At 46.2% G+C, this 15,336-nt stretch carries 10 protein-coding genes, 2 tRNA genes and 3 rRNA genes; 14 read left to right on the top strand and 1 reads right to left on the bottom strand.

Translation table 11 applies throughout. The features are described from left to right. Positions 1-75 precede the first annotated feature (75 nt). The 5 genes from AQUSIP_RS08240 to rrf all read left to right on the top strand — a co-directional run bounded on the left by AQUSIP_RS08240 (position 76) and on the right by rrf (position 5,305). A 16S ribosomal RNA gene (locus AQUSIP_RS08240) occupies positions 76-1,623 on the top strand. A gap of 145 nt (positions 1,624-1,768) precedes the next feature. Next, positions 1,769-1,842: transfer RNA gene (locus AQUSIP_RS08235), tRNA-Ile, on the top strand. 41 nt (positions 1,843-1,883) lie between these two features. Further along, a tRNA-Ala gene (locus tag AQUSIP_RS08230) sits at positions 1,884-1,956 on the top strand. A gap of 249 nt (positions 1,957-2,205) precedes the next feature. Then, positions 2,206-5,117, top strand: a 23S ribosomal RNA gene (locus AQUSIP_RS08225). Positions 5,118-5,190: 73 nt separating this feature from the next. Then, positions 5,191-5,305: ribosomal RNA gene (gene rrf / locus AQUSIP_RS08220) — 5S ribosomal RNA — on the top strand. The 16S, 23S and 5S rRNA genes sit together here with 2 tRNA genes alongside, the layout of an rRNA operon. A gap of 388 nt (positions 5,306-5,693) precedes the next feature. Here rrf and AQUSIP_RS08215 read toward each other — a convergent pair. Continuing rightward, positions 5,694-6,182 carry a hypothetical protein gene (locus tag AQUSIP_RS08215; protein ID WP_114835408.1) on the bottom strand — a complete coding sequence of 163 codons (489 nt, stop codon included), beginning with the start codon at positions 6,180-6,182 and terminating at the stop codon, positions 5,694-5,696. A 159-nt stretch (positions 6,183-6,341) separates the two neighbouring features. On the opposite strand from AQUSIP_RS08215, the gene AQUSIP_RS08210 reads away from it, so the two are divergent. The 9 genes from AQUSIP_RS08210 to AQUSIP_RS08170 all read left to right on the top strand — a co-directional run bounded on the left by AQUSIP_RS08210 (position 6,342) and on the right by AQUSIP_RS08170 (position 15,034). After that, a complete protein-coding gene (locus AQUSIP_RS08210; RefSeq protein WP_114835409.1) occupies positions 6,342-7,103 on the top strand; it encodes a PAS and helix-turn-helix domain-containing protein in 762 nt (253 codons plus the stop codon). Between the two features lie 145 nt (positions 7,104-7,248). Beyond that, positions 7,249-7,848 carry an HAD family hydrolase gene (locus AQUSIP_RS08205; protein ID WP_170131892.1) on the top strand — a complete coding sequence of 200 codons (600 nt, stop codon included), beginning with the start codon at positions 7,249-7,251 and terminating at the stop codon, positions 7,846-7,848. A 159-nt stretch (positions 7,849-8,007) separates the two neighbouring features. Further along, positions 8,008-9,012 (top strand): beta/alpha barrel domain-containing protein, encoded by a 1,005-nt coding sequence (locus AQUSIP_RS08200; protein WP_114835411.1) that lies wholly within the window; start codon positions 8,008-8,010, stop codon positions 9,010-9,012. 2 nt (positions 9,013-9,014) lie between these two features. After that, positions 9,015-9,713, top strand: coding sequence for a hypothetical protein (locus AQUSIP_RS08195; RefSeq protein ID WP_114835412.1), 699 nt, complete (start codon positions 9,015-9,017; stop codon positions 9,711-9,713). Further along, positions 9,710-11,923 carry an isocitrate/isopropylmalate family dehydrogenase gene (locus AQUSIP_RS08190; protein WP_114835413.1) on the top strand — a complete coding sequence of 738 codons (2,214 nt, stop codon included), beginning with the start codon at positions 9,710-9,712 and terminating at the stop codon, positions 11,921-11,923. Before AQUSIP_RS08195 ends, AQUSIP_RS08190 begins: the two co-directional genes overlap by 4 nt. 3 nt (positions 11,924-11,926) lie before the next feature. Continuing rightward, positions 11,927-12,589 (top strand): RraA family protein, encoded by a 663-nt coding sequence (locus AQUSIP_RS08185; RefSeq protein WP_114835414.1) that lies wholly within the window; start codon positions 11,927-11,929, stop codon positions 12,587-12,589. Beyond that, positions 12,589-13,455 (top strand): DUF6282 family protein, encoded by an 867-nt coding sequence (locus AQUSIP_RS08180; protein ID WP_114835415.1) that lies wholly within the window; start codon positions 12,589-12,591, stop codon positions 13,453-13,455. The genes AQUSIP_RS08185 and AQUSIP_RS08180 overlap by 1 nt, the downstream gene beginning before the upstream one ends. Next, on the top strand, positions 13,419-14,645 hold the full coding sequence (locus tag AQUSIP_RS08175; RefSeq protein ID WP_114835416.1) for a multidrug effflux MFS transporter: 1,227 nt from the start codon (positions 13,419-13,421) through the stop codon (positions 14,643-14,645). Before AQUSIP_RS08180 ends, AQUSIP_RS08175 begins: the two co-directional genes overlap by 37 nt. After that, positions 14,645-15,034 (top strand): YciI family protein, encoded by a 390-nt coding sequence (locus AQUSIP_RS08170; RefSeq protein ID WP_197737846.1) that lies wholly within the window; start codon positions 14,645-14,647, stop codon positions 15,032-15,034. The genes AQUSIP_RS08175 and AQUSIP_RS08170 overlap by 1 nt, the downstream gene beginning before the upstream one ends. Positions 15,035-15,336: the final 302 nt, after the last annotated feature.

The raw sequence follows: 15,336 nt of genomic DNA, 5'->3' as shown, positions 1-15,336 counted from the left end.
TGTGCGCGCTTACCTGAGAAGGTAATGCAAGGAGAGAATTAGCTGTAGATTTATTTCTATGGCGAAGAGTTTCAAGAAGTGGAGAGTTTGATCCTGGCTCAGATTGAACGCTGGCGGCACGCCTAACACATGCAAGTCGAGCGGTAACAGGATCTGTAGCAATACAGATTGCTGACGAGCGGCGGACGGGTGAGGAACACGTAGGAACTTGCCTGGGAGAGGGGGATAACCAAGGGAAACTTTGGCTAATACCGCGTAAACTCGAGAGAGCAAAGCTGCCCCGCACTTGTTGCGGGGTGGCGCTTCCAGAGAGGCCTGCGTCCGATTAGCTAGTTGGTGGGGTAAGAGCTCACCAAGGCGATGATCGGTAACTGGTCTGAGAGGACGACCAGTCACACTGGGACTGAGACACGGCCCAGACTCCTACGGGAGGCAGCAGTGGGGAATCTTGGACAATGGGGGCAACCCTGATCCAGCGATGCCGCGTGAGTGAAGAAGGCCTTCGGGTCGTAAAGCTCTTTAGGTTGGGAAGAAGTGTGTATGAGGATAATTCATGCACATTGACGGTACCGACAGAATAAGCACCGGCAAACTCTGTGCCAGCAGCCGCGGTAATACAGAGGGTGCAAGCGTTGATCGGAGTTACTGGGCGTAAAGGGCGCGTAGGCGGATGAGTGTGTGTGATGTGAAAGCCCCGGGCTTAACCTGGGAAGCGCATCGCAAACTACTGATCTGGAGTATGGGAGAGGGTGATGGAATTTCCGGTGTAGCGGTGAAATGCGTAGAGATCGGAAGGAACGTCAATGGCGAAGGCAGTCACCTGGCCCAATACTGACGCTGAGGCGCGAAAGCGTGGGGAGCGAACAGGATTAGATACCCTGGTAGTCCACGCTGTAAACGATGAGGACTAGATGTTGATTGGGGAACCAAGCAGTATCGAAGCTAACGCGATAAGTCTTCCGCCTGGGAAGTACGGCCGCAAGGTTGAAACTCAAAGGAATTGACGGGGGCCCGCACAAGCGGTGGAGCATGTGGTTTAATTCGATGCAACGCGAAGAACCTTACCTACCCTTGACATCCTGCGAATCCCGATGAGAGTTGGGAGTGCCGAAAGGAACGCAGAGACAGGTGCTGCATGGCTGTCGTCAGCTCGTGTTGTGAGATGTTGGGTTAAGTCCCGTAACGAGCGCAACCCTTGTCCTTAGTTGCCAGCATTAAGTTGGGGACTCTAAGGAGACTGCCGGTGAGGAACCGGAGGAAGGCGGGGACGACGTCAAGTCATCATGGCCTTTATGGGTAGGGCTACACACGTGCTACAATGGGGCGTACAGAGGGTAGCCAACCCGCGAGGGGGAGCCAATCTCAGAAAGCGTCTCGTAGTCCGGATTGGAGTCTGCAACTCGACTCCATGAAGTTGGAATCGCTAGTAATCGCGAATCAGCAACGTCGCGGTGAATACGTTCCCGGGCCTTGTACACACCGCCCGTCACGTCATGGGAGTGGATGGTACCAGAAGTGGGTAGTTGAACCGAAAGGGTGACGCCTACCACGGTATGATTCATGACTGGGACGAAGTCGTAACAAGGTAGCCGTAGGGGAACCTGTGGCTGGATCACCTCCTTACTATTATTGCTGCGAAAGCAGCCAGCCGAAAGGCAAATGTAGATGCATACGACTCGGAATAGGCGCGCACATAAGTCACTCTTTTAAGATCTTGTTAAATAAAGTTGTAGAGATGGGCTAGCAAAGCCCCATGAGTTATAGAAAGGGGCCTGTAGCTCAGTTGGTTAGAGCACACGCTTGATAAGCGTGGGGTCGGTGGTTCAAGTCCACCCAGGCCCACTAACTAAGTGGAAGGGTGAAGAAGAGTAAAGGTTGAAGTTGGGGCCATAGCTCAGCTGGGAGAGCATCTGCTTTGCAAGCAGGGGGTCGTCGGTTCGATCCCGACTGGCTCCAGGGTGAAGAGAGATTTGAAGATAAGGTTCTCGAGAAAGAGAAGGTTATGTTCTGATCTCTAGACGAGACAGAAAGTTCTTTAACAAAATGGTTGTAAGAAGCGAAGTACACTGTACATGAAGATGTACAAAACTGGGTGTTACTTGTGTGAGAGTCAGCACACCCGCAAAGAATGCGGGATGACGAGTATGACGCTGGAAGTTAAGCTGATGCGCGCGAGCGTATGAGTAAGACGACTTAGGGTTATATGGTCAAGAAATTAAGCGCACATGGTGAATGCCTTGGCAGTAAGAGGCGACGAAAGACGTGGCAGCCTGCGAAAAGCCCCGGGGAGCTGGCAACGAGCATTGATCCGAGGATATCTGAATGGGGAAACCCGATACGAGAGATCGTATCATCCTGGCCTGAATACATAGGGTCAGCGAAGCGAACGTAGGGAACTGAAACATCTAAGTACCTATAGGAAAAGAAATCAACCGAGATTTCCCAAGTAGTGGCGAGCGAAAGGGAAAGAGCCTGAACGTGGAAAGCATCGCTATCTTATTTGAATGACCTGGAAAGGTCAGCCGCAGAGGGTGATAGCCCCGTAGATTAAAAGATGTGATGTGCAAGCGTTCGAGAAGTAGGACGGGACACGAGAAATCCTGTTTGAAGATGGGGGGACCATCCTCCAAGGCTAAATACTCCTTACTGACCGATAGTGAACCAGTACCGTGAGGGAAAGGCGAAAAGAACCCCGGAGAGGGGAGTGAAATAGAACCTGAAACCGTGTGCGTACAAGCAGTAGGAGCAGGGCGCAAGCCTTGTGACTGCGTACCTTTTGTATAATGGGTCAGCGAGTTAATAGCGTTGGCGAGCTTAACCGTATAGGGGAGGCGAAGGGAAACCGAGTCCGAAATGGGCGTTAAGTCGGCGTTATTAGACCCGAAGCCGGGCGATCTATCCATGACCAGAGTGAAGGGACGGTAACACGTTCTGGAGGCTCGAACCCACTACTGTTGAAAAAGTAGGGGATGAGTTGTGGATTGGAGTGAAAGGCTAAACAAGCTCGGAGATAGCTGGTTCTCCTCGAAAGCTATTTAGGTAGTGCCTTGTATTTTAAGCTGTGGGGGTAGAGCACTGTGCCGGCTAGGGGGACGTGATAGTCCTACCAAACCGATGCAAACTCCGAATACCGCAGCGGATAATACAGGAGACACACGGCGGGTGATAAGGTCCGTCGTGAAGAGGGAAAAAGCCCAGACCGTCAGCTAAGGTCCCGAAGAGATAGTTAAGTGGTAAACGATGTGGGAAGGCAGAGACAGCCAGGAAGTTGGCTTAGAAGCAGCCATCTTTTAAAGAAAGCGTAATAGCTCACTGGTCGAGTCGGCCTGCGCGGAAGATGTAACGGGGCTAAAACTATCCACCGAAGCTACGGATTCACACGTAAGTGTGAGTGGTAGAGGAGCGTTCTGTAAGCCTGTGAAGGTGACCTGAGAGGGTTGCTGGAGGTATCAGAAGTGCGAATGCTGACATGAGTAACGATAATGCGGGAGAAAAACCCGCACGCCGGAAGTCCAAGGTTTCCTGCGCAACGGTAATCGGCGCAGGGTGAGTCGGTCCCTAAGGTGAGGCTGAGAAGCGTAGCTGATGGGAAACAGGTTAATATTCCTGTACTTGTAGACTGGAGCGAAGTGGGGACGGAGAAAGCTAGGCTAGCTGGGTGTTGGATATCCCAGTTTAAGCAAGTAGGCAGAACGGTTAGGCAAATCCGGCCGTTCATATGCTGAGATGTGATGACGATTTTATACTTCGGTATGAGAGAAGTAGCTGATGCTAAGCTTCCAGGAAAAGCCACTAAGCGATGAAAGTCTGTGAACCGTACCGCAAACCGACACAGGTGGACAAGTTGAGAATACTAAGGCGTTTGAGAGAACTCGGGTGAAGGAACTAGGCAAATTGACACCGTAACTTCGGGAGAAGGTGTGCCTCTTTAGGTGAAGGCCCTGCGGCTGGAGCGTGAAGGGGTTGCAAAGAATCGGTGGCTGCGACTGTTTATTAAAAACACAGCACTCTGCGAACTCGAAAGAGGAAGTATAGGGTGTGACGCCTGCCCGGTGCCGGAAGGTTAAGTGAAGGGGTTAGTCGCAAGACAAAGCTCTCGATCGAAGCCCCGGTAAACGGCGGCCGTAACTATAACGGTCCTAAGGTAGCGAAATTCCTTGTCGGGTAAGTTCCGACCTGCACGAAAGGCGTAACGATAGCCACACTGTCTCCACCCGAGACTCAGTGAAGTTGAAATCGCTGTGAAGATGCAGTGTACCCGCGGCAAGACGGAAAGACCCCGTGCACCTTTACTATAGCTTTGCACTGGACTTTGAGCGTTTCTGTGTAGGATAGGTGGGAGGCTTTGAAACCTGGGCGCTAGCTCAGGTGGAGCCGACCTTGAAATACCACCCTGAAATGCTTGGGGCTCTAACCTAATCTCGTAATCCGGGATGGGGACAGTGCATGGTGGGTAGTTTGACTGGGGCGGTCTCCTCCCAAAGAGTAACGGAGGAGTACGAAGGTACACTCAGCGCGGTCGGACATCGCGCAATGCGTATAAGAGCAAAAGTGTGCTTAACTGCGAGACTGACGGGTCGAGCAGATACGAAAGTAGGTTCTAGTGATCCGGTGGTTCTGTATGGAAGGGCCATCGCTCAACGGATAAAAGGTACGCCGGGGATAACAGGCTGATACCGCCCAAGAGTTCATATCGACGGCGGTGTTTGGCACCTCGATGTCGGCTCATCACATCCTGGGGCTGAAGCCGGTCCCAAGGGTATGGCTGTTCGCCATTTAAAGTGGTACGCGAGCTGGGTTTAGAACGTCGTGAGACAGTTCGGTCCCTATCTGCCGTGGGCGTTTGAGATTTGAGGGGAGTTGCTCCTAGTACGAGAGGACCGGAGTGAACGTACCTCTGGTGTTCCGGTTGTCACGCCAGTGGCATTGCCGGGTAGCTAAGTACGGAAAAGATAACCGCTGAAAGCATCTAAGCGGGAAGCTTGCCCCAAGATGAGATCTCACGGGCCGCAAGGCCCCTCAAGGTCCGTTTAAGACCAAGACGTTGATAGGCTGGGTGTGAAAGCGCAGTAATGCGTTCAGCTAACCAGTACTAATTGACCGTGAGACTTGACCATATAACACCCAAGTCGTTTTGCCCCGCAACGAGTGCGGGGTGACAGTGAATCGCAATCTTACAACCGTATTTTGCCTGGCGACCAGAGCAAGTGGGTACCACCTGATCCCATCCCGAACTCAGAAGTGAAACCATTTAGCGCCTATGATAGTGTGGTTTTAACTACGCAAAAGTCGGTCATCGCCAGGCTCTAATTCGAAAAAACCCCGGCTGATTAACTCAACCGGGGTTTTTTGTTTTATGGGTCCACCGCTGCCAAAGTTTATCGCCTGGCGGACACGCCTGCCATATAAAAACCTGTCATCGCTGTAATGGTTTGATCTTTATCTGGACTTGACCATTTTTGAAAAGCATTCACAAAACTGTCATCCTGAGCGAAGCGAAGGATCTCCTTTTGTTATCGGGAGATCCTTCGAGCAAAAAATGCTCTCAGGATGACAGCATTATTGAGTATTTTGTAAATTGCCCAAAGCCCAGTTTATGAGATGTTATTACAATGCTTCCCAACAACCAGCGCCGAAAAACCTGGATTGCTTCCGTTACGCTCGCAATGAAGTTCAACCGGCCGTCTAATCTATTAGATCACATTGCTTGCGCCAACTCTTTTTTCTGGCTCGCTGTTCATGTCATTCCTCTTTTTTTCCCTGATCTCGCTCCTCAGTTCATCCAATTCTTTTTTTAAATCAGTATATTTTTCTTCCAGCTCGCGCTTGGCAAGGCTCAAATCGAGCGTACTACCTATTTGTTGAGTGCTAATAAAGATAACAACGCTCGTCAGATAACATAGCGGAACAATGACCTTTTGAGGCAGAAAACTGGCTGTGTAGTCCTCCAGTTCATCAAACGCTTCTTTGGCTGCCCAGAGGGAAAAACCAACCTGGCAAGCGGATGTATACCATTTTGCATAAGGATCAAAAGCAAGAATATCCTGCAGAACATATCTGCCTACTTTTTGAAGGCGGGACTCAACTGGTTTTGTTTCCGTCATGCCTTCCAGGTTAGTAATGACTATTTCCGATTCTCCGTTGGGTTCATCAGTCGGTATGGGACTATAGCGGGCTTTCATAAAAGTTCCTCGTTAATTGTGCTAATTTTAAAGAAATCATACCAAAAAAAAGCACAATCTCTAATGCCCAGGATGATTGACTGTTTTGATCAAGTTGATTGATAACTCCAGTAACTTAAACTAGAATTTCCTGTTTTCTAATTGCTCAGCACGTTTGCCATGCCAAACCGCCAAAAACTCGACATCAGCCATGAAATGTTGATCTATCGCTATGGCGATGGCGTAAGATTATTGCGTCCGGATAAGGCGGTGAATTTATCCCGTGCCGCTTTAGTACCAACCGGATTGACGATTGGTCAGGCTGTTCGACTCCCTTTGAGTGTGACGTTTCTTAATACGGAATGTGCTGTTCAGCTGATAAACGAGCAAAGCGCAACCACGTCAGGTTTTCTTTCAACAAAGAATGCGATAGGAAAATCCATACGTTATGTCGCAACGCCAAAAAGCGCTCGGCTGGTGATGGGGCATAATCGAGAAGTTATGTCGACTATGCGAAAAAAAATATATGAGGAAAATGTGCTGCGCAAAGATGAGATGACTTATCATTCGCTGGCAATCAAAACCCCGATCCTGAATGAGGAAAATAAAACTATCGGCTTGTTTGGCATTGGCATCACCCTGGGTGTTGATCCACTTGCAGCGTCCCTCAGCTATGTTGCCGAGCTCGGACTGCTTCAAGCGGGTGAGATCAAGCCTGCTTATCCAATAAGATCAGAGAAAAAAGTCTGCCATATCTATTTATCCAGTCGGGAAAATGAAATTTTAAGACATGCGGTGAGAGGCAAGTCGGCTCGAATGATTGCCGAGTTATTAAAAATATCCAAACGCACGGTAGAACAACATTTGGAAAATATAAAAACAAAAATGGAAGTCTCCTCTAAAGCTGAATTAATTGAAAAAGCGATTGACTATTATATGTGAAATAACTGTGTCACCCGATTTGAGCACTTTTTGATACTGTTATTTATCTCATTCTTCAGCATCTTGCTTGTCACAGTCCTGGAAAAAGAGGGTATTTTGCGAGATGATGTCAAATCAGAATGTGATCATGCCGCGGGGAACCCAAATGAAAAATATTATTTTTGACCTTGGCCAGGTATTGATAAATTGGAATCCAGATCGAGTTTATGATGCTTATTTTAAAGATAAGCATAAGACGAGACAGTTTTACGAAGAAACAGGTATTTTCCTTTTAAATAAAGAAATGGATAAAGGATTGTCTTTCGATGAAGGCTTAACTTTTTTATCTTCCAAGTTTCCCCACTACGAAGAACCCATCCATTTATGGAAAAACAAATGGACTGAGATGATTGGCGGCGAGATAGAAGGCAGCGTTGAAATTCTGAAACAACTCTCTCATTTGAATTATCCTTTGTATGCCATTACCAACTGGTCTGCTGAAACTTTTCCCTACGTGCATGGCAAGTATGAATTCTTTCAATACTTCCGGGATATTGTCATCTCCGGCAAAGAAAATGTAATTAAACCCGATCCACTCATTTATGAACTGCTTTTAAGGCGAAATGAACTTGAGCCGGCTGATTGTATTTTTATAGATGACGTCGATGAAAACGTAGAAGGCGCCAAAAAAGTGGGCATGGACGCAGTGAAATTTGAAGGGCCTGAAAAACTTTTAGCGGATTTGAAATTGCGGGATGTTCTTTAGAACTAACTAAATCCGTAAAAAATACGGATAGATTCTCAAATATTCCTTTTATATATTGCTGGTTGATCGGTGGTTTTTAATTAAAAATTAGCCACATTTGATTGATATGATCATGTTTTTTTGATATTTTTGCCCTCGCTGCCAAGACTTTCTCCCTGCATGCGCAAGCATCACGAAGCGATTGGTGACGAGATTGACTCAGGTATTGCTATGAAAAATAATATAAAATTATTAGATGTCACCCTTCGTGATGGCGGTTATAAGACTAATTTTCACTTTTCCTCCGGCGTGGTGCGGGATATTTTAACGTTACTCGATCAGTCGGGTGTGCGTTATATTGAAGTAGGTTATCGAAATGGGCCGCTTAAACCTATCGCTAATATGGGCCAAACAGCAACATGCGATCGCAACTATCTCGAATACTGTAAAAAATGGATACAGCATGCCAAGCTGACCGTGATTTTGCATCCCAAAAATATACAACGACATGATTTGGAAGAAATGCAAGACTGCGGAGTAAATGCGGTTAGAATATGTTTCCCAGCAAAGCAGCCAACTTTAGGTTTCCAAACGATCGAAATGGCCAGCCAATATAATTTTGAAGTGTTTGCTAATATTACACGTGTTTCGCATTTCAATAGAGAGCAGATAAGAACATGGGTTACTGATCTCGCAAAAACTGGCGTAAAAGCAATTTACCTGGCTGACTCAAATGGAAGCCTGACGCCCGATGACGTTGATCATTTATATTCTTATTTGCAAGAAAAGTGTCATGTCCCATTTGGATTTCATGCGCATGATAATTTATTTTTGGCACAAGCAAACGCAGTGGCTGCTATCAAAAATGGCGTTCAATTTATAGATGCTTCATTATTTGGCTTTGGGAAAGGGTCGGGCAATTTGCGCACAGAAGGCATTGTCAGTTTTCTCCACGCAGGGGGAAATAGGCAGTATGACTTCTCAAGGCTGATGGAAGCTGCCAACTATGTTAAACAAAATTTACACGATACCCAAAATGATTTCTCCACAAAGGATATTATCCTGGGCATATTTGATTTATCTCAAGATGATGCTGCAAATTTAGGTAGTTTTGTTGATACCAGCGATTATTATTCTCGCGCTTCACAATATTTACGAAGCGCAAAATCAGTATGCGGGGCTTAGTAATGAAAAAAATATTAGTCATCGGCCCAGCGTTGGCGGAATGGTCTGAAATCAAGGCCATCGAAGCATCGCTGCAGTTTCTTGTGCCGCAATATAGCATAGACTTCATCGATCCTCTGGAGGAAGTGAATGCAGATACGCATCGAAAAGATTTTTTCGCGGGATGGCACGATAAACTTCAGACATTGATCCCCGGCTATCATGCTATTTTTGGGTTTTCGCTCGGCGGCGTGATTTTGCAGCATTGCCTTGATCTTGTTGAGCAAGAAAACAAGCCGCTGGTTTTCATTTCTGTACCGTCATTTTCGGATGATTTGCTTTCCAAACGCCTGGATCAGGTGATCCGGTTGATAAAAGAAAACTTAATGGCTGTTGCGCTTCACGAATTAAATCGGTATGTGTTTTATCCCTATGAAGCGCCTCAACATTTCAACCTAAACCATCCTGAGCGAGCAGCATTGCGGCTTTCGAGAGGACTTCAGTTTGTGCTGGAAGCGGATTCTCGTCCCATGCTGCAAAAAACCCGAGTGAAATATTTGCATTTAATAGGTGAGAATTCACAATTAGTTAATAGCGGCAATGTTATCACTTCACCAAACAGTCAACTTGTTATCATACCCCGGTCTGGCATGCGGGTTTTGCAAAATAATCTGACCGATTGCATGCCGCCTATGATTAAATTCCTTGAGGAAAGCGCATGAAAAAATTGAGACTAGCGATTTTACCGGGCGATGGCATTGGTCAGGATGTCACATTTGCTGCTGTGCCGATATTTGAAGCGTTGGGACTTCCTGTTGAAACTATTTTTGGTGACATTGGCTGGGAATGCTGGAAGCAGGAAGGCAATCCAATTCCGGCGAGAACCTGGGAGATCATAAAATCATGTGATGCTGTTTTGCTGGGTGCGACAACCAGCATGCCGGAGAAAGAAGCATTAAAAGCGCTTCCAGAACACCTGCGAGCTTCACCGCCTCCTTATGTTTCACCCATTGTTCAGTTGCGGCAACAGCTTGATTTGTATGCGAATGTGAGACCTTGTTTTAATATCAAGGGCGAGGGTGAAGATTTTAATTTTTCAGTTATCCGGGAAAATACCGAAGGGCTTTACGCAGGATTGGATTTTTATCCCCTTCCAGATGCATTGCACTCGGTCGTTGCAGCAAATCCACGTTGGCGTCATCTGTCAGCTGAGGATGCTAGCTGCTCGTTACGATTACAATCACGCGACGGTTTGGCGCGTTTATTTGAATTTGCTTTTAGTCATGCGCAGCGAGAGGGATTTAATCGCGTTACCTTTGCAGACAAACCGAATGTGTTACGCAAAAGCAGCGCTTTTGCGCGAGAGATATTTGAAGGCATTGCCCAGAAATATCCGCATATTCAAGCTGATATTCATAATGTTGATGCGGTTGCATTATGGATGGTAAAGCGCCCGCAGGAATTTGGCGTGATCGTAGCTGAAAATATGTTCGGTGATATTCTGTCTGACCTGGGCGCAGGTGTGATGGGCGGCCTTGGCCTTGCATCCAGTGCCAATATTGGCGCAAAGGGCTGCTATTTTGAGCCCGTGCATGGCAGTGCACCTCGTGTTAAATCAAATCGCGCAAATCCCGGTGCGATGTTCCTGACCATTGGGCTTTTATTAAAACATTTTGGTTATCATGCTGAAGCAGGCCGCATCCAGCAAGCGCTTCACGAAGTTATCAAGGAAGGCAAGTTTGTGACTTATGATATGGGTGGAGATGCTTCAACACAAACAATGGCTAATGCCATCATTGATCGCTGTCTTCAACCTAAAACAAAAAAAACCATTTCATTCCTGGCCACAGGAAATGAGCTGGTGCAAGGCGAGATTCAGGACACCAACAGTCACTTTTTTGCGAAAACGATCAATGAAAAAGGCGGGAATATTGATCAGCATATTCAGGTGTCTGATAACAAAAGAGCGATTTCGTCGGCGTTAACCTACCTGCTAGGCAAATCGGATGCGGTGATTGTGAGCGGTGGATTAGGTCCTACATCGGATGATACAACGCGTTTTGCTATTGCTGACGTCATTAAACAGGAATTGTGCTTTGACGAAACAGCATGGACGCATGTAGTTAACCGCCTGGAACGTTTCAACCTGGCCGTGACAGAATCGAATCGTCAGCAAGCCTTATTCCCGAGGCACGCCGAGCTTTATCCGAATGAAAATGGCACCGCTTTCGGTTGCCACATCGAATGGCAAAGCAAACATATCTTTATGCTGCCCGGACCACCGAGGGAGTGCCGCCCCATGTTTGATAAGCATGTGGTCGCTAGGTTGGAGCAATCCGGCTTTTTTAAAAAAAAGAAAGTATATCGATGGATGACCTTGGGATTAATTGAGGGTGAGATTGCTCCGCAAATTGATGAAATTGCCAAGTCTCACTCGGTCGGGATAGCTTATCGTTGGCATTACCCTTATCTCGAAATTAAGTTGGCCGCAGACGAAAACGAAGATGTTAACGACCTGGTTCATGCTGTAGAAGCATTGCTTTTACCTTGCCTTGTTTCCTGCGATGGAAAAAAAGCTTTTGAAGTGTTGGAAGAATCATTACAACATTTTCCTCACATCATTTCTGTGGTAGATAAGGCAACTCTGGGCGAATTTGAGAAAGCAGTTTCTTTACAAAATATAAATTACTTTAAAACGCAGCCAGCTGAAGATACCGATGGAGTTTGGTTTTGCGTGAAAGCGTCGAAGCCATTGCAAAATCAAACCGAATTTACTGGCATGATTTCTTTAGAATGCGAAGGCTTCTCTGGGAAGCAGTGTCGCTATGCGCATAAGCTTTCTATTCCCAACCGCGGCCATGAGGTAATAGAGTATGCTAAAAGCTATATTGCGTGGCAACTGCGGCAATTTATAAAATCGCTTGAGGGTTAATTTATGGATTTACTGCAACAACTTTATCAATTTGATACAGCCGAGATTTCAGATGCGCTGGATGCCTGCGGCATTGAAGGCGCGCTTTTAGGCATTAAGCCGATATCCCCCGGCAGCAAAATGGTAGGGCCTGCCTTCACGGTAAAATATTTGCCTTATGAAGAAAAACAGGCTGAGTTTAAGAGCGCTGGCAATTATATTGATGATGTGCCTGCGCATGCAGTGATTATGATCGATAATGCAGGGCGGCAGGACTGTACGACATGGGGAGACATTTTAACCCAGGTTGCTTTGATGCGTAATATCGCCGGCACCGTGGTATTTGGTGCGGCAAGAGATGTGCATTTTATCCGCGAGTCAAATTATCCGCTATTTGCCAGCGCTATCTATATGCGATCAGGTAAAAATCGCGTTTATAAATCAGCACAACAATGCGAATTAACTATCAATGGTGTCCGAATCAAGCCTGGGGACATCATCATGGGAGATGACAATGGCACTGTTGTGATTCCGCAAGCATACCTGAAAGAAATTGTCGAAAAGGCAAGCAACATCAAATCAACCGAACAGGCGATCATTGCTTCTGTAAAGGGAGGTTTGAAATTAGAGGATGCACGAAAATTACATCGGTATGACCAGCCGTGGCTGGGTGGTGATAAAAAATAATGGCACCCCATTTTTTTGATCAATGCAGTTTTATTGACATTCACTATCATGCTGATCCTGATCTTTATAAACGTCGCTACAGCTCCATTGACGTTGGTAGGGAGTATCAAAAATTAAATGGCGCTGTTGTGTTGAAAAGCCATCTGGGCTCTACGGCAGCGCAGGCAACGATTGCGCAACGCGAAGGATTGCCTGTCTTCCCATCCCTTGTCCTGAATAAAATAGCCGGTGGAATACATTATCGTCCTATTATCCGGGCGCTTGCGGAATATCAACCCATTATTCCTTCCAAAATGATTATACATCTGCCAACGATGACCGGACGCAAACATACCTCTAAGCTATCTCGCCAACTAACCAGTCCTCTATTGAGTGGCGAGCTGTGCCAGCCCGAAACGATTTTTAATGCCGATGGAAAATTAAAGTCCGAGTTAGATGATATCTTTAAACTGGCAAAGGACTATCCTATCGTGCTCTCATCGGGCCATGCTTCAAAAGAAGAAGTGTTTGCCTTGATTGACGCTTGCGGACAATTTGACGTTCCTTTGCTTTTAAATCAGCCCGCCAATCCGCTGACTGGCTTAAGCGCAGCAGCGCTTATGGAAATTGCGCAAACGTACCCATTTGTTTGGACAGAGCAAACAGCACTCACTTATTTACTTTCTTATCAGGATCAACAAGATTTTCGTTCTGTTTTACAAACGATACCGCAGGTAATATACAGCTCTGATCTTGGGCAAACCAGCCAAATGGACGTCACGGAATGGGTAACTGCTTCTGATCAATGGTTTTCTGATTTTTCAATTTCAACGACACGAAAGGCCGAGATATGCTTAACCAATCCGTCACAGCTGCTGAAAATGTAAAGTTAATCGCGCATCAAAGATGGTTGTTTCTATTGATCCTCATGCTCATGAGTACGGCCGGCCTGGTCGGATCGGATGTTTATTTGCCTACCTTGCCTGCTATAGGAAAAGCATTGCAGCATGATCCACATGCAATGCAGTTAACATTGGGCATTTACCTCTTTGGCTTGTCGATTGGGCAGCTCATTTTAGGCCCGCTGACAGATCGATTTGGCCGCAAGAAATTGCTGGTGCTTGGCATGTTTGTTTATCTTTTTGCCTCTGTTTCCTGCGCTTTTTCGGTCACTTACTCACAAATGCTGGTATCCAGGTTTATTCAGGCAATCGGCGCCTGTTCAGGGCTCATTATTGGCAGAGCCATTGTGGGTGATTTATTTGATGCAAAAGAAGCAGGAAAAATATTCTCAACCATCTTTCCCTTTGTGGGCATGTCGCCTGCGATTTCGCCGGTCATCGGCGGTTTCATTGGTTATTATTTCGGGTGGCAGGCAACTTTTTTATTTGTCGGCTTATTTGCACTGACGGTTGCCATATTGGCAGTGTATTTTTTGCCTGAAACCCTGTCCGAAAAGAACCGGCAATCGCTGCATTTGCTGAAAGTCATTTCAGCTTATCCAAAATTGTTTTTCAATAAAAAATTCATTGCCTATGTTTCAGTGCCGTGCACGGCCTACATTGCCTATTTTGCTTATATTGCACAATCGCCTTTCATCTTTCACGCGAATGGATTTGGCGAGCGCGCAATCGGCGCTTTCTATATTAGCTTATCGCTCACCTATGTTTTGGGAAATTTAACGGGAAGGCGCCTGCTAAATTCATTTGAATTGGATCAGGTTATCTATGTTGGATTTGTTGCTTTTAATTTGGGCGGTTTATTGCTTTTGCTTGCGGGAATGATTCATTTACCGCTTTATATGATGGTGGCTTCTGTTTCAATACTCACCTTTGGCAACGGTTTCTTGATACCGCTCGGTACAGCGGGCGTTATTAGTTCATTTTCCAAATCGACGGGATATGCGTCAGGGTTGCTGGGCTTTTTGCAGCTTGGCGTCGCTGCTTTGTCATCATCACTCGTTGGGCCGCTAAGCAAAAATTCAGTTCTCAATTTAGGCATTTACATTTTTGTGACTACGTTATTAGGGATAATATTGTTCGCTGCTTTTAACAAAAAATCTGAAGGAGGATGCTAATGTTTCGTGCTTTCACATCGACAAAATTGTTTTCTAACTTTGGTATGTTTAGCCAATGTGCGCGAAATTTATTTATAGTTGCACTGGAGTATAAGGTTCCGCTTGAGCAAGTAGAAAATCACTTGGAAGCGCATCGTGCTTTTTTGAAAGAGTGCTACGCAAAAAACATCTTTATTACCTCCGGTAGAAAAGAGCCAAGAACAGGTGGCGTTATTATTGCTTCAACTAAGGATAAACAGACGCTGGAAGAAGTGCTTGCGAAAGATCCTTTTAAGAAAAACGGCATTGCCGATTATCAGATCACGGAATTTATCCCAACGATGTCTAATGAAGCGTTTGCCAAGGTTGTAGAGCAGGATCATCAAATCAAAAATCGTCCTTTTAAATAAGCAACTTATTGATCAATGGCGCTACTAATAGGTTGAATTCACGTTGCGAACGAGAGCGGCGCAATCCAGTGAAGTATTAGCCCGGAATGGTCTTTATCTGGACTTTAGCCATTTTTGAAAAGCGTTCACAATGCTGTCATCCTGAGCGAGGCGAAGGATCTCCTTTTGTACATCGGGAGATCCTTCGAGCAAAAACGCTCTCAGGATGACAGCATTATCGAGCATTATCCGTAAAAAATACGGATAGATTCTCTCAAGCCCTTTTTATATATTTCGCCATTGCTTTCATCGCCTGCCGGCTG

Origin of the sequence: Aquicella lusitana (assembly GCF_902459475.1) — a bacterium.
Classification (GTDB): domain Bacteria; phylum Pseudomonadota; class Gammaproteobacteria; order DSM-16500; family DSM-16500; genus Aquicella; species Aquicella lusitana.
Note: the sequence above shows the minus strand (reverse complement) of the source record. Positions and strands in the feature narration are given on the sequence as shown.